The following is a 16,687-nucleotide window of genomic DNA, read 5'->3' on the forward strand; positions in this document are numbered from 1 at the left end:
CCGATCAGGTTGGCGGTGATCGCTTCGGTCTTCTCCACCGGCCGGGCGAGCGCCTTGACCAGCTGGAAGAAGGTCTCGTCGCAGCCGAAGTTCTCCTTGCGCTGGTAGGAGGGCAGCTCCAGCGGCACCACCGGGACCGGCATGCCCATGGTCTCGGCCATGCCGCCGGGGTCGTCCTGGATCAGCTCCGCGGTGCAGGAGGCGCCGACGATCATCGCCTGCGGCCGGAACCGCTCGTAGGCGTCCCGGCAGGCGGTCTTGAAGAGGTCCGCCGTGTCGCTGCCCAGGTCCCGCGCCTGGAAGGTGGTGTAGGTCACCGGCGGGCGGTGGTCGCGCCGCTCGATCATGGTGAAGAGCAGGTCGGCATAGGTGTCGCCCTGCGGCGCGTGCAGCACGTAGTGCAGGTCCGTCATGCCCGTGGCGACACGCATGGCGCCGACATGCGGGGGGCCTTCGTAGGTCCAGACCGACAGCTTCATGCCGTGCCCTCCGCCGCGGGGGCCAGCCCCCGCACCCCCGGGGTATTTCGGGACCATTGAAAGAGGGAGTGGGAAGCAGTCATTCCGCGGCCTCCAGCTTCAGAAGGTCGTGGCGGCGGATCGGGCGCGAGAAGAGCCCGGCCAGATCGCCCGCCTGTTCGTAGAAATGCACCGGCGTGAAGACGAGCTCGATCGCCCACTTGGTCGTCAGCCCCTCCGCCTCGAGCGGGTTGGCGAGGCCGAGGCCGCAGACGGTAAGATCGGGGCGTGCCGTGCGCACACGGTCGAGCTGCAGGTCGACGTCCTGGCCTTCCGAGATCACCGGCCCCTCGGCCATCAGGTCCATGTCGGGGCCGACCACCTGCTTGTTGATGTAGGGGGCGCCGACCTCGACGGCCTCCATTCCGCATTCGCGGGTCAGGAAGCGCGCCAGCGGGATTTCGAGCTGGCTGTCGGGGAAGAAGAAGATCGATCGCCCGTTCAGCGTCTCCGCGGCCCTGGCCACGGCCTTGCGCGCCCGGGCGCGGGGGGCTGCCGTCACGTCCTCGAAGCGTTCGTCGGAGACGCCGAACTCGGCGGCCACCGCCCGCAGCCAGGCGGTCGTGCCTTCCTCGCCGAAGGGGAAGGGGGCGGGCAGGTGCCGCGCGCCGCGACGCTCCAGTTCCTGCAGCGTTCCTCCGAGGAAGGGCTGCGTGAGCGCGACGACCGTGTTCGGGCCCACGGCGACCCGATCGCTCGCGCGCGCGGCGGGCAGCACGGTGACGGGGCCGATGCCGAGCTGGTCGAGCAGCGATAGCGCCTGATCCTCGACCACGTCGGGCAGCGCGCCCACGAGCATCAGCTGGCGCGCGTCGCTTTCCGGCAGGACCGGCACCATCGAGGCGAGGCAGGCGTCCTCGCCTTCCGTGAAGGTCGTCTCGATGCCCGAGCCCGAGTAGTTCAGCACCCGCACATGCGGCGCGTGGCGCCGGGTGAGGCGCTCGGCGGCGCGTGCGAGGTCCAGCTTGATGACCTCCGAGGGGCAGGAGCCCACGAGGAAAAGCTGGCGGATGTCAGGCCGGCGTGACAGCAGGCGCTCGACCTCGCGCTCGAGTTCCTCATGCGCATCGGCGAGGCCTGCAAGGTCCTGTTCCTCGAGGATCGCCGTGCCGAAGCGCGGCTCGGCGAAGATCATCACGCCGGCTGCGGACTGAAGAAGATGCGCACAGGTGCGCGAGCCGACCACGAGGAAGAAGGCGTCCTGCATCTTGCGGTGCAGCCAGATGATTCCCGTCAGCCCGCAGAACACCTCGCGCTGACCGCGCTCCTTGAGAATCGGGGTGTTGCGGCAGCCGGCGCTGGGCGGTGGTGCGAAGCTCTGCGTCATGCGGCCTCCCGGGCGGCGGCGGCCTCTGCGCCAAGCCTTGCCATGCGAAGTTTCCAGAGGAACTGGCCGGCGTTGACCACGTAGGCGGCATAGGCCGCGAGCGCGATCGCCATCTCGGCGCTGGCCGAGTAGCCGCCGGACCAGACGGCGTAGAGATACCATGTGTGGAGCGCGATCACCGCGAAGGAGAACACGTCCTCCCAGAAGAAGGCGGGCGCGAAAAGATACTGACCGAAAACCACTTTTTCCCAGATCGCGCCGGTGACCATGATGGTGTAGAGCACGCCGGTCTTGATCACGACCGACCAGGTGGCGGCGGCGTAGCCCTCGCCCGTCAGCAGGAAGCGGACGACCAGCGCGAGCGAGGCGAGAAACACCAGGAACTGCAGCGGGGCGAGCACGCCCTGAACGAGCGTCCAGATGCTCTCGTCCCGGCGCATGCGCTGCTCGGGGGTGTAGAGCACTGCTGCCGTCTGGGTCTGGCGGCCGGGCCGGTTGGCCATGTCTCCTCCGCGGGCTCTCCGGTGATGATCTGGATGCTACGAGGACGACTCGGAAAGTGTCAATCCTAATTTACACTCGGTCCAGCCTGGTCATGTCAGGCAGAATGGACGACACCGGGGAATGCTGCGGCGCGGCAGCGGAAAAATGGTAGCGCCTCGAAACTAATTGAAAATACAGCAGAATTTTTTCGACAGATTTCAGTGTCATGTGTGAAAACTCGCGTGGGCGGTGTCAAGAATGTTTGACAGTTGGCGGCATCCAGCCGCAAACTTGCCTGACAGGAACGGCGGGACTCGACGATGCCGTCGTTCGGACTTGCCTTTGGGACGGAGGGCAGGATGAAAGACGGCGCCGAAATCGACGATCGCCACGTTGCAGCCGGTCAGGGCTGCTGCCAGCACACGGGAATCAGGACTCTTGCCGAATCCGCGCTCAGGATCCTCGCCGAAAGCCGTCAGTGCGATCGGCGTGGCGACACGGCGCAATGGGTCGAACGGCTATGCGATGCGGTCGTCTCGGATTCGGAGACCAGTCACCACCGGGTGATCTCGGCCATGGTGTCGAGCGGGGTGTGCAGCGACGAGGTGTTCGACACCTATCTGCCGGCCGTCGCGCGCGAACTGGGCGATCGCTGGATGCGCGACGAGGCCACCTTTGTCGAGGTCACGGTGGGCACCGGGCGGCTGCAGACGCTGCTGCGCGAGCGCGCCGAGCGGCGCTGCGCGGCGCCTTCCGGCGGAACCCGCGGCATCCTTCTGGTCCTGCCGCCCTTCGAGGCGCATGCGCTCGGGGTCTTCATCGCGGCGGATCAGATGCGGCGGGCGGGACATTCCGTGCAGCTTGCCATCGGACCCTCCGCCGCGGAGGTCGCCGCGCTGGTCGCCCAGCGGGATTTCGCGATGGTCGGTCTGACCTGTGCGACCCGCCGTGCGACGGGCGAGTTGCGCACATTCATATCGGAGATGCGCGCGGCCGCGCGTGCGCCTCTTCCGCCCGTCGTCATCGGCGGGCCGGTCAAAGAATCCGTGCCGGACCTTGCACAAACGACCGGCGCAGACCATGTCGCAGGAGATTGCGAAGAGGCTCTGCGCCTTGTTGGCCTTGCGCATATGCCAAAGACGCTATCTATGTAAGGGGTGGCCGTGAGCGGGGGAGCTGCGCGGCGCTAACGTCGAAGGGGTCGCCGTGACCAAACAGGGCAGGATGTCGGAACGGGTGCGCGTCGGCGTCCTTCCCGCGCCTTCCCGAATCGAGCGGATCATCGAGCAGTTCGCCGACCTGGCCGTGGCGATCGACCGCGAAGGCAGGGTGCTCGGCCTCTCGGTCAGCCCGGAAAGCCCCTATCTGGGATGCCTCGATCACTGGATCGGACGCGATTTCCGCGACTTCCTGACCGAGGACAGCCGCTCGAAGTTCGAGGACCGGATCGCGACGGTGCTCTCCGATTCGGACGCTGTCGTGCGGCCGATGGAATTGAACCACGTCGACAATGCGAACTGGGAATTCCCCATCCGCTACACGATCCACGACGCGGGCGAGGACTATGGAATCCTCCTGCTGGGCCGCGACATGCAGCCCTTCGCGGACATCCAGCAGCGGCTGGTGCGCGAACAGCTTGCGCGCGAGCGGGACGCGGAACGGTTTCGCGGGGTCGAAACGCGCTATCGCGTGGTCTTCGATGCCTCCGAAACCCCCATGGCGATGATCGAGCCCGATTCGGGCCGCGCGCTGGATCTGAACCGCGCCGCCATGCAGCTTCTGGGTGTGCAGACCGACAACCTCAGCGCCAACGCCTTCGCGCAGTGCTTCGAGGGTCGCAGGAAGGGCGAGTTCGGCGAGGCGCTGAAGGCGGCCGCGGCGGGCGACGACGCGCAGGGCATCCCGGTCGTGATCCGGCGCAGCGGCGCGGATGTCCGGCTCTACCCCGAATTCTTCCGCGCCTCGGGAGAGGTGGCGCTATTGTGCCGCATCCTGCCCGTCGCAGACGAGGATCAGGCCGGCCGCGATTTTCAGCGCGCCCTCGGGCAGCTTTTCGACAGCACGAGCGATGCGATCCTGCTGACCGACGCCAAGGGCAAGATCCGCGAGGCGAACGAGGGCTTCCTGCGCCTCACCGATGCCGCGCAACTGCGCGACGTGCAGGGCCGGCCGCTGTCCGATTTCCTGGCCCGCGGCTCGGTGGACTTGAAGCTGATGCTCGAGCAGGTCGACAAGACCGGCCGACTCAGGGGGTATTCCGCGCAACTCGAAAGCGTCGTGGGAATGCGTGCGACGGTCGACATATCCGCCGCGCGGCTCACCGGGCGCAGCGACCGGAACCTGGGCTTCGTGATCCGCGAGGTGAGCGCGACCCAGGCGATCTCGGTCGCCGAGGCCGGCGCGACCATGAGCGAAGAGGCGATGACCAATGTCATGGACCTTGTCGGCACCGCCTCGCTGAAGGAACTGGTGGGCGCGACGACCGACGTGGTCGAGAAGCTCTGCATCGAGACGGCAGTGCGGCTGACGGACAACAATCGCGTCGCCGCGGCAGAGATGCTGGGATTGTCGCGGCAGAGCCTCTACGTCAAGCTGCGCAAATACGGTCTGCTGGACAGCGGCGGCGATCCGGGCGACGGGGGCGACTGACCGGCGCAGGAACCGTCCGCATCGCGGCGCGGCGCGATCCGGTCCAGCCGGTCGAGGGCGCCGGAAATTGCGGGGGCGGGCCATGACGCGCGCCGCCTGAGCGGCTCAGGGCGCGCGGCCGATGGCCCGGTCCAGGAAGGTCGTGCCACGCGCCAGCGCGTCCTTTGTCGCCTCGGCGTCGAACTTCAGGGAACTGAGCGCGGCCCTGTCCCTCTGGTCGAAGCCATGCGTGACGCCGGAATAGACGTGCTCCGACACCGGCAGGCCGCGTCCCTGCTCGCGGGCGACGATGCGCCGACAGGCGGTCTCGTTGGCGATCGCGTCGGCCTCGACCAGCAGGAAGAGCGCCGGAATCCTGCTCTCCCAGCCGCGCCGCGCCGCGCGCGTGACCTGCCCGCAGTAGGGATAGAGCAGGATCGCCGCCACGATCCCGTCCAGCGGGTCGGTCTCCATGCCGTCCGGCCAGCGGGTCAGCGCGTGGGGCACCTCGCCGTGGTCGGCCATCGACAGGAATTCCAGCACCGCCCAGCCGCCATGCGAGGCGCCCAGCAGGGCAAGCCGGTCGCCATCCACCTGCGGCAGCCGGCGGGCGGCGGCGACCGCGGCGGCCACGTCGCCCGCGCGCTCCGCCCCGGTCAGAAGCTGGCCGGCGCAGACGAGGCGCCAGAGTTGAAAATCGGTCAGCCCGCGCGGCGCGTGGCTGTCCACGACCAGCGCGGCCCAGCCGTCCGCGTTGAGCGCCCTGCTCCAGGTGTCGAGATTGTCCTTCGGTCCGTCGCAGCCGGAAAACAGCAGCACCGTGGGAAACGGCCCTGCGCCCTCGGACGGGGTGCTGAGCCGCGCGTGCGGCGCCAGCATCCGGGTCAGCGCCTCCGGGTCGGCGCGCGGCACGGTCAGGCCGGAATACCGGCCCAGCATGTTGGCGCCGGCAAGCGCGACAAGTCCGCCCGCCATTGCCGCCGCGGCGATGATCGCCCACATCGGGATAGCTCTCCGGCTTGTTGGGTCCACGCGCCGTTTGTGCCACGCGGCGGCGCGGGACGCGAGGCAGGACGACCCTCCCGACCCTTTCCATGCGCTCTTTCTGCCGTTTTCAGGGGCGCGCGGCCAAGGCGCGATCCGCGCGTGCGCCGGTTGGTCGGCATCGCCTTCAGCTTCGTGCGGGGCCTCGCGCGCCTGACGGCATCGCGAGGGGCACTTGACGTCACAAAAGGGCTTTACCGACTCGCGAGTGTATAGTTTAGTTGACACCATGAGTGTCATGGACAGCATGCAGTCCCCCGTGGACACGCGTCGCGCCCTGCCCGAGCCGCGGGCGGTGCTGACGCTTCTGAAGCCGATCACATGGTTCCCGCCCATATGGGCCTATCTGTGCGGGATCGTCTCCGTGGGCGCCAATCCGCTCGATGCCTGGGGCCTCGTGCTGCTGGGCATGGTCCTGGCCGGCCCCATCGTCTGCGGGATGAGCCAGGCGGCGAACGACTGGTGCGACCGCGAGGTCGATGCGATCAACGAACCCGATCGCCCGATCCCCTCGGGCCGCGTGCCGGGGCGCTGGGGACTGTGGATCGCGCTGGCGATGTCGGGGCTTGCGCTTGTCGTGGGCTGGCAGCTTGGCCCCTGGGGCTTCGGCGCGACGATCCTCGGCGTGCTTGCCGCCTGGGCCTACTCGGCCGAGCCGGTGCGGCTGAAGCGGTCCGGCATCGCGGGGCCGGGGCTGGTGGGCCTGTCCTACGAGTCGCTGCCGTGGTTTACCGGCGCCGCCGTGCTGTCCGCCGGGGCGCCCGCGCCCGAGATCGTGACCGTCGCGCTGCTTTACGGGGTGGGCGCGCATGGGATCATGACGCTCAACGATTTCAAGGCGCTCGAGGGCGACCGGCAGATGGGGGTCAACTCGCTGCCGGTCACGCTGGGTCCCGAGCGCGCGGCCAGGGTCGCGGCCTGGGTGATGATTCTGCCGCAGATCGCGGTCTTCACCCTGCTGGCGGGCTGGGGGCAGGGCTGGCATGCGGCAGCAATCGCCGTGCTGATCCTCGGCCAGCTCTGGGCGGCGACGGTGATGATGCAGGACCCGAAGGCCAAGGCGCCCTGGTTCAACGGCACGGGCGTGGCGATGTATGTCTCGGGCATGATGATCGCGGCGTTTGCGCTGCGCGGGTTGGGGGGGCTCTGAGATGACGCTCTCGTGGCTTTCCATCGCGCGGCTGGGGCTGGTGCAGATGTGCCTTGGCGCGATCGTGGTGCTGACCACCTCGACGCTCAACCGCCTGATGGTGGTTGAACTGGCGCTGCCCGCGGTGCTTCCCGGCCTGCTGGTGGCGCTGCACTACGGGATCCAGATCACGCGGCCGAACTGGGGGTTCCTCTCGGACGCGGGGGGCAACCGCACGATCTTCATCGTGGGGGGCATGGGCGTGCTGGCGCTTGGCGGGCTTGGCGCCGCCTGGGGCGTTGCACTGATGGATGGCAGCTTCGCGCTGGGCCTGACCGTCTCGATCCTCGCCTATACGCTGATCGGCGTGGGTGTGGGCGCCTCGGGCACCTCGCTGCTGGCGCTGCTGGCAACGGCGACCGCGCCGCATCGCCGCGCGGCGGCGGCCACGATCACATGGCTGATGATGATCTTCGGCATCGCGGCGACGGCGGGCACTGTGGGCGCATTCCTCGATCCCTATTCCCACGCGCTGCTGCTCAGGATCGTGGCGATCGTCGCGGGCGGCGCCGTGCTGCTGACCGTGCTCGCCGTCTGGGGCGTCGAGCGCGGGGTCGATGCCCAGCCCGCGCATGACGAGCAGGGCTTCGTCGAGGGGCTGAAGGAGGTCTGGGGCGAGCGTCACGCGCGCAACTTCACGATCTTCGTGTTCCTCTCGATGACTGCCTATTTCATGCAGGAACTGATCCTCGAGCCCTATGCCGGCCTCGTCTTCGGGCTGACGCCCGGGCAGACCACCACGCTCTCGGGGGCGCAGAACGGCGGCGTCTTCGTGGGGATGCTGGTCGTCGGCATCGCGGCGACCGGGCTGCGGATCGGCTCGCTCCGGGCCTGGGTGGTCGCGGGATGCCTCGGCTCGGCCGCCAGTCTTGCCGCGATCGCCGCAGCGGGCAGTGCGGCGCTGACAGGCGCGCTGATGCCCGCGGTCGTGGCGCTGGGGATGTTCAACGGGATGTTCGCGGTGGCCGCCATCGGCTCGATGATGGCGCTCGCCGGGCAGGGCCGGGAATCGCGCGAGGGCACCCGCATGGGCCTCTGGGGCGCGGCGCAGGCCATTGCGGCGGGCTTCGGCGGGCTGACGGGCGCCGCCGCCGCCGACGTGATGCGCACCCTCATGGCGAGCGACGCGGCCGCCTTCGGCACCGTGTTCCTTGCCGAGGCGGCGCTCTTCCTTGTCGCCGCGCTGATGGCGCTGAAAGTGATCGAGAGCGCGCGCGCACCACGCGGCGCCGCGCTGATGCCGGGAGAATGAGTGATGTATGATGTCGTCGTCGTGGGCGGGGGACCGTCCGGAGCCACCGCCGCAGAGGATCTGGCCCGCGAGGGGCGCAACGTGGCCTTCATCGACCGCGAGGGACGGATCAAGCCCTGCGGCGGCGCGATCCCGCCACGGGCGATCCGGGATTTCCACATCCCCGAGGACCAGCTCGTGGCGAAGATCACCACCGCGCGCATGATCTCTCCCACCGGGCGGCGCGTGGACATCCCGATCGAGAACGGCTTCGTCGGCATGGTCGACCGCGAGCATTTCGACGCCTTCCTGCGCGACAGGGCGGAGGCTGCGGGCGCCGACCGCTACCGCGGCACCTTCACCAAGATCGAGCGCGACGACACGGGCACCCACGTTCTCTTCCGCGACAAGGAAAGCGGCGAGACGCGGCGGCTGACCACGCGCCTTGTCATCGGGGCCGACGGCGCCCGGTCCAACGTGGCGCGGCAGGAGGTCGCCGGCGGCGACAGGATCCCTTACGTCATCGCCTATCACGAGATCATCGAGGCCCCCGGCAAGGTCGGCGACTACGACCCCGAACGCTGCGACGTGGTCTACGACGGCGCCATCTCGCCGGATTTCTACGGCTGGGTCTTTCCGCACGGCAAATCCGCCAGCGTCGGCATGGGCAGCATGGTCAAGGAGGTGGACGTCAAGAAGGCCACCGCAGACCTGCGCGCGGCCTCGGGCCTTGCCGATTGCCCCACCATCCGGAAAGAGGGCGCTCCGATCCCGCTCAAGCCGCTCGACCGCTGGGACAACGGGCGCGACGTGGTGCTTGCGGGCGATGCCGCGGGCGTGGTCGCGCCGTCCTCGGGCGAGGGAATCTTCTACGCGATGATCGGCGGGCGGGTGGCCGCCGCCGCGGCCGCCGCGACGCTGGAGAGCGGGCAGGTGGCGAAGCTGAAGCTCGCGCGGCACCTCTTCATGCGCGAGCACAAGAACGTGTTCAAGATCCTCGGCGCGATGCAGGACGCCTACTACAAGTCCGACGCGCGGCGCGAGCGCTTCGTCTCGCTCTGCCACGACATCGACGTGCAGCGCTTGACCTTCGAGGCCTACATGAACAAGGAACTTGTGAAGGCCCGGCCGCTTGCCCACATCAAGATCGGGCTCAAGAACCTCGCCCACCTTTCGGGCCTCGTGCGGGAGACCTACACATGACGCTGACGGTCCCGGCCTGGGTGGGCGGCGCGCTGATTCCGGTCGAAAAGCTGGAGGCGCACCGGCGCGGCCTGCGGCACAAGGCGGTGTCCGTCTTCGTGCTGGCAGGCGATGCCGTGCTGCTGCAGCGCCGCGCGCTGGGCAAGTATCACACGCCGGGGCTTTGGGCCAACGCCTGCTGCACGCATCCCCACTGGGACGAGCCGGCCGAGGATTGCGCGCGCCGCCGCCTGGCAGAGGAACTGGGGATCGAGGGGTTGCCGCTGTCGCACCGGGGGCAGGTGGAATACCGCGCCGACGTGGGCGGCGGGCTGATCGAGCACGAGGTGGTCGAGATCTTCACCGCCGAGGCGCCCCGCCGCATCGCGCCCGCACCCGACCCGGCCGAGGTGATGGAGACGCGCTGGACGACGCTGCCGGAGCTGACCGCCGACGTGGCGCGCAGCCCCGAAAGATATACACCCTGGCTGCGGATCTACCTGCAGAAGCACGTGCAGGACATCTTCGGCCACGTTCCGGCCTGACCGAAGGCCGGTTGGGCGGCTGACGGACCCCTGCGCCGCTCCCGCGCGTTTATCCCTCCGAAAGGAGGGCAATCCATGTCGCCACCCGATATCAATCTCGAGAGGCAGAAGCGCCGTCACAGGCCCGTGCTCATCGGCATCGGTGCCGTGCTGCTTTTCGCCCTGATCGTGATGATCGCACTTGCGTTCAACGTGACCGATGGCGAGCGACCGGACACGCCGCAGGCCACTCCGGACCAGACGGATACGGCGCCGGCAGAGTGATCTGACTTGGCGCCGCTACCGTCCGGAGGCTGCGGAAAAGCGCACGCGCACGCGGTAGCGACCATCCGCAGCCTCCTGCTCCACTTTAGCTTCCAGTTGCGATGCGAAGGCGCGGATCAGGCGCGCGCCAAGTCCCTCTTCGCCTGCGGCCTGCGGCTGGGGCGCGGTGCTGTTTTCGACCGTGAGGACACGGTAGCCGTCGTCATCCGCCTCGTGGCCGAGTGTCACCCGCAGCCAGAAGTCGCCCGACTTGTCCGGTTCCGCATATTTCAGCGCGTTGGTCACGGCCTCTGCCGTCAGCAGCGCGAGGGGACCCGCCTGATCGGGTTCCAGCGTCACCGGTGACAGGTCGAAGTGCAGCTTGACGGAAGATTTCGTCTGGGTGCTGGCAAGTGCCACCAGTTCGCGGACGACATCCTCGATCAGCGAATCCGCCCGCACCTGCGCCAGGTCGGAGGCCTGGTAGAGCGTGCGGTGGACCATCGCCAGGCCGGTGAGACGGTCCTGCAGGTTGCGGATCGCCGCGCGCACCTCCGCCGACCTCGTGCGCCGCATCTGCATGTTCATGATCGATGACATCAGTTGCAGGTTGTTCTTCACGCGGTGATGGACCTCGCGCAGCAGAATCTCCCGTTCGTGGAGCTTGTTGTCGACCTCGGCCTCGTCGCGGGTGATCTTTTCCGCCATCCGGTGAAAGGTGCGGTCGATGTCGCGCAACTCGGCAGCGGCGTCGCGCAATTCGGGCGTGACGGGGATCTGTCGCCGGTCCGCGAAACTGCGCATCGCGCGACGCAGCGCCCCGATGGGGCGGATCACCATGAGCTGGATCGAGACGAGGGCCACGGCCAGACTGGCAAGCCACATTGCCAGCGGGAAGGAAAGCGAGGACAGGATGAGCAGCGTCTGGCCCGGCACCGGCCCGCGGGCCGGCCAGCTGGCCAGCGCATAGGCGGTTCCGGGCGCGATCGGCACGACGGCGAAATGCCGCGCCTCGCCGTCGCGGTTGACGGCAGAGAAGCTCTGCGATCCGCCGATGACCAGATCGTTGAGCGCGACGTTTTCGGGCAGGGCGCCCTCGACCGGAAGGTCCCCCGTGCTGGCGGTCAGGATGTCGCCGTCGGGCTGGAACGTCAGCAGATGCGCATTGCTTTCGACATCCATCCGCGCGCGTGCCTCCTCTAGCGTCCGGGCGGGAAACGACAGCGCGACGACGCCGCGCAGTTCGCCCTCTGCGGAGCGCACCGGGTGGCTGACGATCACCACGGGGCTGCGGGTGATCTGCCCGTCGGCATCGTAGCCGACCTGGCTTTGCGGACTCTCGAAAAGGGATTCCACGGCAGCGGTTCTCTGGAACTGCACCGTTTCGTTCGTCGAGTTGCAGACCGAGGACCGGTCCTCGGCGATCAACCCGATGAAGGAAATCTCGGGATGCGTCTCGGACGTGCGTTCCATCAAGCTGGTGCAGGCTGCGCTGTCGGGCGCAAGCACGGCCAGCGCGTCCGCGACACCTGACGCGAGACCCAGCGCAGAGACGATCGCCTCACGCTCGGGCGTGGCGATGCGCATCGCGATGTCGAGGCGGTCCGCTCGATAGTTGGCATTCGCCACTTCGATGGCGCGCTGCGTCTGCAGCACGGCGATCGCCCCGATGGGCAAGAGCGCGATCGTCAGGATCGCAGCCACGATGGTCAGAAGCGAGCGTGGCCGGCTGTCGGGGCCTTCCACTCGCGTTTCGTTCCATGCCCCGACGCTCTGTGACCCCGCGTTGTCGTTGCTCACCCGGACCTCGGGTTCTCGGCAATCACGGCCAGCGTGCGCTGATCCGTCAACTCCATCGTCTCGGTCGCGTCCATGCCAAGAAGTTCTGCCAGACGCCTGCGCCCCCGGTTCGCGCGGCTCTTGACCGTGCCGACCGCGCAGCCGCAGGTTTCCGCCGCGTCCTCGTAGGAAAAGCCCTGCGCGCCGACGAGAATCAGAACCTCGCGCTGCTCGTCCGGCAGCTGCTCGAAGGCGGCGCGGAAATCGTTCAGCGCCAGCCGCCCGTCATGGTCCGGCTTCGTGGCGATTCGTCCGGCAAGCATGCCGTCCACATCGGAAACCTCGCGTTTTGCGCGCCGGCGTTCCGAGTAGAAGGTGTTGCGCAGGATGGTGAAGAGCCAGGCGCGCATGTTGGTGCCGGGCTGGAACTTGTCGATATTCGTCCAGGCCTTGACCACCGTGTCCTGCACGAGGTCGTCCGCGCGGCTGAGATCGCGCGTCAGCGACAGCGCGAAGAGACGCATGGGCTTGAGGTGCAGCGCGATTTCGTCTCTAGGATCCTGTGGCTCCTGTGGCTCCTGTGGCTGCTCCGCGCCGGCGCTGGCACGCCTTCGGGTGGCGGGTGCATTCATCGGCCCTGCTCCTGACGACGCAACTGCTCCAGCAATGTCTTGAAACGCTCGGGGACCTCATCCTCGACGAGTTCCTCGTAGACGCGGCGCAAATTGGCGTCGATTGACGAACTCTCCGACGAACTCTCCGGTGAGTCCCCGGCGTCGTTCTCCGAAAGGATTTTCGGTTTGCGCGATCCTGACACGCGTTCCTCTGTCGCCTGCATCGAGTGGCCTTTCTTCATTGTGTGCCCGATTTCCCCCAAGACGCAACGTCCCCGGCGCCATTCGGTTCCCGAAACGTGCAATTTTGCCGATCCGGGGCGGAGACAGCCTGCTCAGCGAGGCCCGCGTCCCCGCACGACCTGTGCAATCACCGCGATCGCGAACAGCACGAGGAACACGATGAACAGGATCTGCGCGATCCCTGCCGAGGCGCTTGCGATGCCACCAAAGCCGAAGAAGGCGGCAACCAGCGCGATCACCAGGAAGACGATGGCCCAGTAGAGCATTTCAGACTCCGTCGGTTAGACGTCATGAGGCAGTGCAACCCGACGGACGGCGTTCGTGTTCCCGGTCTTCGGCTGCCGGAACGCGAGGTCAGGACCGTTTCAGGCTCCTGAGCACCTCATGGAGCGTCTCGGTCGTGAAGGGGACGTCGAGAGCCACGATCGATGGATGCGCTTCTGCCGCCTCGACATCCGCGCGCGAGGCGAGCCAGATGAGTTGTCCCCCTTTCGCGCGCAGCGCAGTCAGCAGGCCGCTGCGCACCAGTTCGGCCGGCGGCTGGGAGGCGAAGACCGCGAAGACACGGCTGGTGCCCTCCAGCAATGCGAACAATTCGCCCGGATCGCTGCAGACCTCGACGACCGCTTCCGGATCCCACTCGGTGATCCCGCTGGAGATGTCCTCGGCCACGAGCGGGGTCGAGTAGCACACGATATAGTTGCGTGCAGTCTTGACGGTGGACGGCATCGGCGGGCGCTCTGTCAGGGGGCGATCTGTCATTCGCGGAACTTGGCCTGCTCCTCGTGCGTCTGCAATAAGATTTGACATGTCGCGGAGGAGTCAGGTGGCGACCGACTGCAAGGACTGTCCGCTGCGGCGGCTCGAACTCTTTCGGGATTTTTCGGCCGAAGAATTGCAGTTCATGCGCCGCTTCAAGACGGGCGAGTTGCAGGTCTCGCCCGGAACGACCGTCCTGATGGAGGGGTCCAACACGCCGCAGCTCTACACGGTGCTGCGCGGGATGGGGGTGCGCAGCAAGGCCGTCGGCGACGGGCAGCGCCAGGTTCTGAACTTCGCTCTGCCGGGCGATTTCCTGGGCCTGCAGGCGGCGGTCATGGCCGAGATGAACTATTCGGTCGAGGCGGTCACGCCGATGCGGCTGTGTGTCTTCCGACGTGCCGACATCTGGGATCTCTACAAGCGGTTTCCCGAGCGGGCCTTCGACCTGACCTGGCTGGGTGCGGTCGAGGAGCGGTTCATGGGCGAGGCGATGGCGGCGCTGGGCCAGCGTCCGGCGCGTGAGCGGACCGCCTGGGCGCTGGTCACTCTCTACCGCCGGTTGCAGCGGCTGGGTCTGGAGAACGGCGGCGAAGGCGTGCCCTTTCCCTTCCGCCAGCAGGATCTGGCCGACGCGCTGGGCCTGTCGCTGGTGCACACCAACAAGACCCTCTCGGCCCTGCGCGGCGAGCAGTTGCTGTCGCTGCAGGGCGGCAGGTTGCGGATTCCCGACATCGACCGCCTGGCCCGGGCCTGCGCCATCGACATCGAGGCGACGCCGGAGCGACCCCTGGTCTGACTGCGGCGGCGGGCCACGGTTGCACCGCAGGGTCAACCCGTGCAGGACTCTGTCACCGACAGTGCCGGCAGCGGAAGGGAGAGGACGTGCTCAGGAACGATCTGCTCGAACAATGGGACCGCGAAAGCTTTCTGCATCCCTCGACGCATCTGGCCGAGTTCGCGCGCGGCAACGCCCCCCAGCGCGTGATCCGCGGCGGTGAGGGTTGTCACATCGAGGACCGCGAGGGCAACCGCCTGCTCGACGCCTTCGCCGGGCTCTACTGCGTGAACGTGGGCTACGGCCGGCAGGAGATCGCAGAAGCGATCGCCGAACAGGCGCGCGAACTGGCCTATTACCACGCCTACGTCGGCCACGGGACCGAGGCCAGCATCCGGTTGGCGAAGATGATCCTCGACCGTGCGCCCGCTCATATGAGCAAGGTCTATTTCGGGCTGTCGGGCTCGGACGCGAACGAGACCAACGTCAAGCTGATCTGGTATTACAACAACGTCCTCGGCCGGCCGGAGAAGAAGAAGATTATCTCGCGCTGGCGCGGCTACCACGGCTCGGGGCTGATGACCGGCTCGCTCACCGGGCTGGAGCTGTTCCACAAGGCCTTCGACCTGCCGCTGGTGCAGGTGCTGCACACCGAGGCGCCCTACTATTTCCGCCGCGATGACGTCTCGATGAGCGAGGCGGACTTCGTCGCGCATTGCGCCGCGGAACTGGAGGCGCTGATCGACCGTGAAGGGGCCGATACCATCGCCGCCTTCTGGGCGGAGCCGGTGCTGGGCACGGGCGGCATCGTGCCGCCGCCCGCTGGCTACTGGGAGGCGATCCAGCCAATCCTGCAGAAGCACGACATCCTGCTTGTGGCCGACGAGGTGGTGACGGGCTTCGGCAGGCTGGGCACGATGTTCGGGTCGGAGCACTACGGGCTGAAGCCCGATCTCATCACCATCGCCAAGGGGCTGACCTCGGCCTATGCGCCGCTGTCGGGCTCCATCGTCTCCGAAAAGGTCTGGAAGGTGCTGGAGCAGGGGACCGATGCGCTGGGCCCCATCGGGCACGGCTGGACGTATTCGGCGCATCCCATCGGGGCCGCGGCGGGCATCGCCAACCTTGAGCTTGTCGACAAGCTCGACCTGGTGACGGCGGCGGGCGAGACGGGCGCATATTTCAACGACGCCCTGCGCACGGCGCTGGCCGATCACCCGCATGTGGGCGAGGTGCGCGGCGAGGGGATGCTGGCCGCGGTGGAATTCGTCGAGGACCGCGAGACGCGGGCCTTCTTCGACCCGGCGCGCAAGGTGGGGCCGGCGGTGGCCGCCGCGCTGCTGGAGCGCGGCGTGATCGGCCGCGCCATGCCGCAGGGCGACATCCTGGGCTTCGCGCCGCCCTTCTGCCTGACACGGGCAGAGGCGGATCGGATCGCATCCGCAACCGCCGGCGCGGTGGCCGACGTGCTTGGGTGACGCGACGAAAGCGCTGAACGTCTGGCCGAGAATTGCCTTTAGGTTGGGCTGAGTTACCCTTCCGGCCAGCCAGTTTCCGGCAACGCTGTTGCAACAAGGGCCCGGAACGGGTTTATTCGGGAGATCAAGAAAACGCGGGAAACGACCCGCGAGAGATGAACAGGGAGCCGGTCTTGACGGCAACGGAGACGCAAGAAGCGTTCGTCGAATTCGAGCGCGTCCAGAAAAGTTACGACGGTGAAACGCTGGTCGTGAAGGATCTCAACCTCTCGATGCCCAAGGGAGAGTTCCTTACGATGCTCGGACCTTCGGGGTCGGGAAAGACGACCTGCCTGATGATGCTGGCAGGGTTCGAGACCGCGACGCACGGCGAGATCAAGCTGGGCGGCAGGCCGATCAACAACATCCCCCCACACAAGCGCGGCATCGGGATGGTGTTCCAGAACTACGCCCTGTTCCCGCACATGACCGTGGCAGAGAACCTGTCGTTCCCGCTGGAGGTGCGGAAACTGTCCAGATCCGAGCGCGAGGAAAAGATCAGGCGCGCGCTCGACATGGTGCAGATGGGGGACTTCGGCGGTCGCCGTCCCGCGCAGCTTTCGGGCGGGCAGCAGCAGCGCATCGCGCTGGCCCGCGCGCTGGTCTT

At 67.7% G+C, this 16,687-nt stretch carries 19 protein-coding genes; 10 read left to right on the forward strand and 9 right to left on the reverse strand.

The window, feature by feature from the left end:
• From ACLFOB_RS09420 to bchF, 3 genes are all read right to left on the reverse strand, one after another.
• Window positions 1-479, reverse strand: a 479-nt coding sequence (locus ACLFOB_RS09420; RefSeq protein WP_410925926.1) for a nitrogenase component 1, incomplete at its 3' end; no start/stop codon positions are given.
• 79 nt (window positions 480-558) lie between these two features.
• Window positions 559-1,845, reverse strand: coding sequence for a ferredoxin:protochlorophyllide reductase (ATP-dependent) subunit N (locus ACLFOB_RS09425; protein WP_410925927.1), 1,287 nt, complete (start codon window positions 1,843-1,845; stop codon window positions 559-561).
• On the reverse strand, window positions 1,842-2,348 hold the full coding sequence (gene bchF / locus ACLFOB_RS09430) for a 2-vinyl bacteriochlorophyllide hydratase (RefSeq protein WP_410925928.1): 507 nt from the start codon (window positions 2,346-2,348) through the stop codon (window positions 1,842-1,844). Before bchF ends, ACLFOB_RS09425 begins: the two co-directional genes overlap by 4 nt.
• Window positions 2,349-2,687: 339 nt before the next feature.
• Between bchF and ACLFOB_RS09435 the strand changes: the two genes are divergently transcribed.
• Complete coding sequence (locus ACLFOB_RS09435) at window positions 2,688-3,482, forward strand: B12-binding domain-containing protein (RefSeq protein WP_410925929.1); 795 nt, start codon at window positions 2,688-2,690, stop codon at window positions 3,480-3,482.
• A gap of 52 nt (window positions 3,483-3,534) precedes the next feature.
• On the forward strand, window positions 3,535-4,977 hold the full coding sequence (gene ppsR / locus ACLFOB_RS09440; protein ID WP_410916343.1) for a transcriptional regulator PpsR: 1,443 nt from the start codon (window positions 3,535-3,537) through the stop codon (window positions 4,975-4,977).
• Window positions 4,978-5,082: 105 nt separating this feature from the next.
• Here the strand turns inward: ppsR and ACLFOB_RS09445 are convergent, their stop codons facing one another.
• Window positions 5,083-5,958: a dienelactone hydrolase family protein gene (locus ACLFOB_RS09445; protein ID WP_410925930.1), complete on the reverse strand. Its 876-nt coding sequence runs from the start codon at window positions 5,956-5,958 to the stop codon at window positions 5,083-5,085.
• Window positions 5,959-6,229: 271 nt separating this feature from the next.
• Here ACLFOB_RS09445 and chlG point away from each other — a divergent pair, with 271 nt between their 5' ends.
• The 5 genes from chlG to ACLFOB_RS09470 all read left to right on the forward strand — a co-directional run bounded on the left by chlG (window position 6,230) and on the right by ACLFOB_RS09470 (window position 10,411).
• Window positions 6,230-7,150, forward strand: coding sequence for a chlorophyll synthase ChlG (chlG, locus tag ACLFOB_RS09450; RefSeq protein WP_410916345.1), 921 nt, complete (start codon window positions 6,230-6,232; stop codon window positions 7,148-7,150).
• Between the two features lies 1 nt (window position 7,151).
• Window positions 7,152-8,441 (forward strand): BCD family MFS transporter, encoded by a 1,290-nt coding sequence (locus tag ACLFOB_RS09455; protein ID WP_410925931.1) that lies wholly within the window; start codon window positions 7,152-7,154, stop codon window positions 8,439-8,441.
• 3 nt (window positions 8,442-8,444) lie between these two features.
• On the forward strand, window positions 8,445-9,623 hold the full coding sequence (locus ACLFOB_RS09460; RefSeq protein WP_410925932.1) for a geranylgeranyl diphosphate reductase: 1,179 nt from the start codon (window positions 8,445-8,447) through the stop codon (window positions 9,621-9,623).
• The gene (gene idi, locus ACLFOB_RS09465) at window positions 9,620-10,147 is read left to right on the forward strand and encodes an isopentenyl-diphosphate Delta-isomerase (protein WP_410925933.1); all 528 of its coding nucleotides are present in this window, start codon (window positions 9,620-9,622) and stop codon (window positions 10,145-10,147) included. The genes ACLFOB_RS09460 and idi overlap by 4 nt, the downstream gene beginning before the upstream one ends.
• 75 nt (window positions 10,148-10,222) lie before the next feature.
• Window positions 10,223-10,411: a hypothetical protein gene (locus ACLFOB_RS09470; protein ID WP_410916337.1), complete on the forward strand. Its 189-nt coding sequence runs from the start codon at window positions 10,223-10,225 to the stop codon at window positions 10,409-10,411.
• 15 nt (window positions 10,412-10,426) lie between these two features.
• Here ACLFOB_RS09470 and ACLFOB_RS09475 read toward each other — a convergent pair whose 3' ends face one another.
• The 5 genes from ACLFOB_RS09475 to ACLFOB_RS09495 form a co-directional block, all read right to left on the reverse strand.
• Window positions 10,427-12,136, reverse strand: a complete 1,710-nt coding sequence (locus ACLFOB_RS09475; protein ID WP_410916335.1) for a sensor histidine kinase — start codon at window positions 12,134-12,136, stop codon at window positions 10,427-10,429.
• A 50-nt stretch (window positions 12,137-12,186) separates the two neighbouring features.
• A complete protein-coding gene (locus ACLFOB_RS09480; RefSeq protein ID WP_410925934.1) occupies window positions 12,187-12,801 on the reverse strand; it encodes an RNA polymerase sigma factor in 615 nt (204 codons plus the stop codon).
• Window positions 12,798-13,025: a NepR family anti-sigma factor gene (locus tag ACLFOB_RS09485; protein ID WP_410916331.1), complete on the reverse strand. Its 228-nt coding sequence runs from the start codon at window positions 13,023-13,025 to the stop codon at window positions 12,798-12,800. The genes ACLFOB_RS09480 and ACLFOB_RS09485 overlap by 4 nt, the downstream gene beginning before the upstream one ends.
• Before the next feature lie 93 nt (window positions 13,026-13,118).
• Window positions 13,119-13,292, reverse strand: a complete 174-nt coding sequence (locus ACLFOB_RS09490; protein WP_410916330.1) for a DUF1328 domain-containing protein — start codon at window positions 13,290-13,292, stop codon at window positions 13,119-13,121.
• 88 nt (window positions 13,293-13,380) lie between these two features.
• A complete protein-coding gene (locus tag ACLFOB_RS09495) occupies window positions 13,381-13,755 on the reverse strand; it encodes a hypothetical protein (RefSeq protein WP_410916329.1) in 375 nt (124 codons plus the stop codon).
• A gap of 97 nt (window positions 13,756-13,852) precedes the next feature.
• Between ACLFOB_RS09495 and ACLFOB_RS09500 the strand changes: the two genes are divergently transcribed.
• From ACLFOB_RS09500 to ACLFOB_RS09510, 3 genes are all read left to right on the forward strand, one after another.
• Window positions 13,853-14,584: a Crp/Fnr family transcriptional regulator gene (locus ACLFOB_RS09500; protein WP_410916328.1), complete on the forward strand. Its 732-nt coding sequence runs from the start codon at window positions 13,853-13,855 to the stop codon at window positions 14,582-14,584.
• Window positions 14,585-14,670: 86 nt separating this feature from the next.
• On the forward strand, window positions 14,671-16,041 hold the full coding sequence (locus ACLFOB_RS09505; RefSeq protein ID WP_410916327.1) for an aspartate aminotransferase family protein: 1,371 nt from the start codon (window positions 14,671-14,673) through the stop codon (window positions 16,039-16,041).
• A 155-nt stretch (window positions 16,042-16,196) separates the two neighbouring features.
• Window positions 16,197-16,687, forward strand: a 491-nt coding sequence (locus ACLFOB_RS09510; RefSeq protein WP_410925935.1) for an ABC transporter ATP-binding protein, incomplete at its 3' end; no start/stop codon positions are given.

This window comes from Rhodosalinus sp. (assembly GCF_046542825.1).
GTDB lineage: Bacteria > Pseudomonadota > Alphaproteobacteria > Rhodobacterales > Rhodobacteraceae > Rhodosalinus.

What these genes read in the sequence shown, in the direction of transcription:
- ACLFOB_RS09490 (WP_410916330.1), bottom strand. Translation starts at nt 13,292, where the DNA reads ATGCTCTACTGGGCCATCGTCTTCCTGGTGATCGCGCTGGTTGCCGCC.
- ACLFOB_RS09480 (WP_410925934.1), bottom strand. Translation starts at nt 12,801, where the DNA reads ATGAATGCACCCGCCACCCGAAGGCGTGCCAGCGCCGGCGCGGAGCAG.
- bchF (WP_410925928.1), bottom strand. Translation starts at nt 2,348, where the DNA reads ATGGCCAACCGGCCCGGCCGCCAGACCCAGACGGCAGCAGTGCTCTAC.
- chlG (WP_410916345.1), top strand. Translation starts at nt 6,230, where the DNA reads ATGAGTGTCATGGACAGCATGCAGTCCCCCGTGGACACGCGTCGCGCC.
- ACLFOB_RS09495 (WP_410916329.1), bottom strand. Translation starts at nt 13,755, where the DNA reads ATGCCGTCCACCGTCAAGACTGCACGCAACTATATCGTGTGCTACTCG.
- ACLFOB_RS09485 (WP_410916331.1), bottom strand. Translation starts at nt 13,025, where the DNA reads ATGAAGAAAGGCCACTCGATGCAGGCGACAGAGGAACGCGTGTCAGGA.
- ACLFOB_RS09470 (WP_410916337.1), top strand. Translation starts at nt 10,223, where the DNA reads ATGTCGCCACCCGATATCAATCTCGAGAGGCAGAAGCGCCGTCACAGG.
- ACLFOB_RS09445 (WP_410925930.1), bottom strand. Translation starts at nt 5,958, where the DNA reads ATGTGGGCGATCATCGCCGCGGCGGCAATGGCGGGCGGACTTGTCGCG.
- ACLFOB_RS09425 (WP_410925927.1), bottom strand. Translation starts at nt 1,845, where the DNA reads ATGACGCAGAGCTTCGCACCACCGCCCAGCGCCGGCTGCCGCAACACC.
- ACLFOB_RS09455 (WP_410925931.1), top strand. Translation starts at nt 7,152, where the DNA reads ATGACGCTCTCGTGGCTTTCCATCGCGCGGCTGGGGCTGGTGCAGATG.
- idi (WP_410925933.1), top strand. Translation starts at nt 9,620, where the DNA reads ATGACGCTGACGGTCCCGGCCTGGGTGGGCGGCGCGCTGATTCCGGTC.
- ACLFOB_RS09460 (WP_410925932.1), top strand. Translation starts at nt 8,445, where the DNA reads ATGTATGATGTCGTCGTCGTGGGCGGGGGACCGTCCGGAGCCACCGCC.
- ACLFOB_RS09435 (WP_410925929.1), top strand. Translation starts at nt 2,688, where the DNA reads ATGAAAGACGGCGCCGAAATCGACGATCGCCACGTTGCAGCCGGTCAG.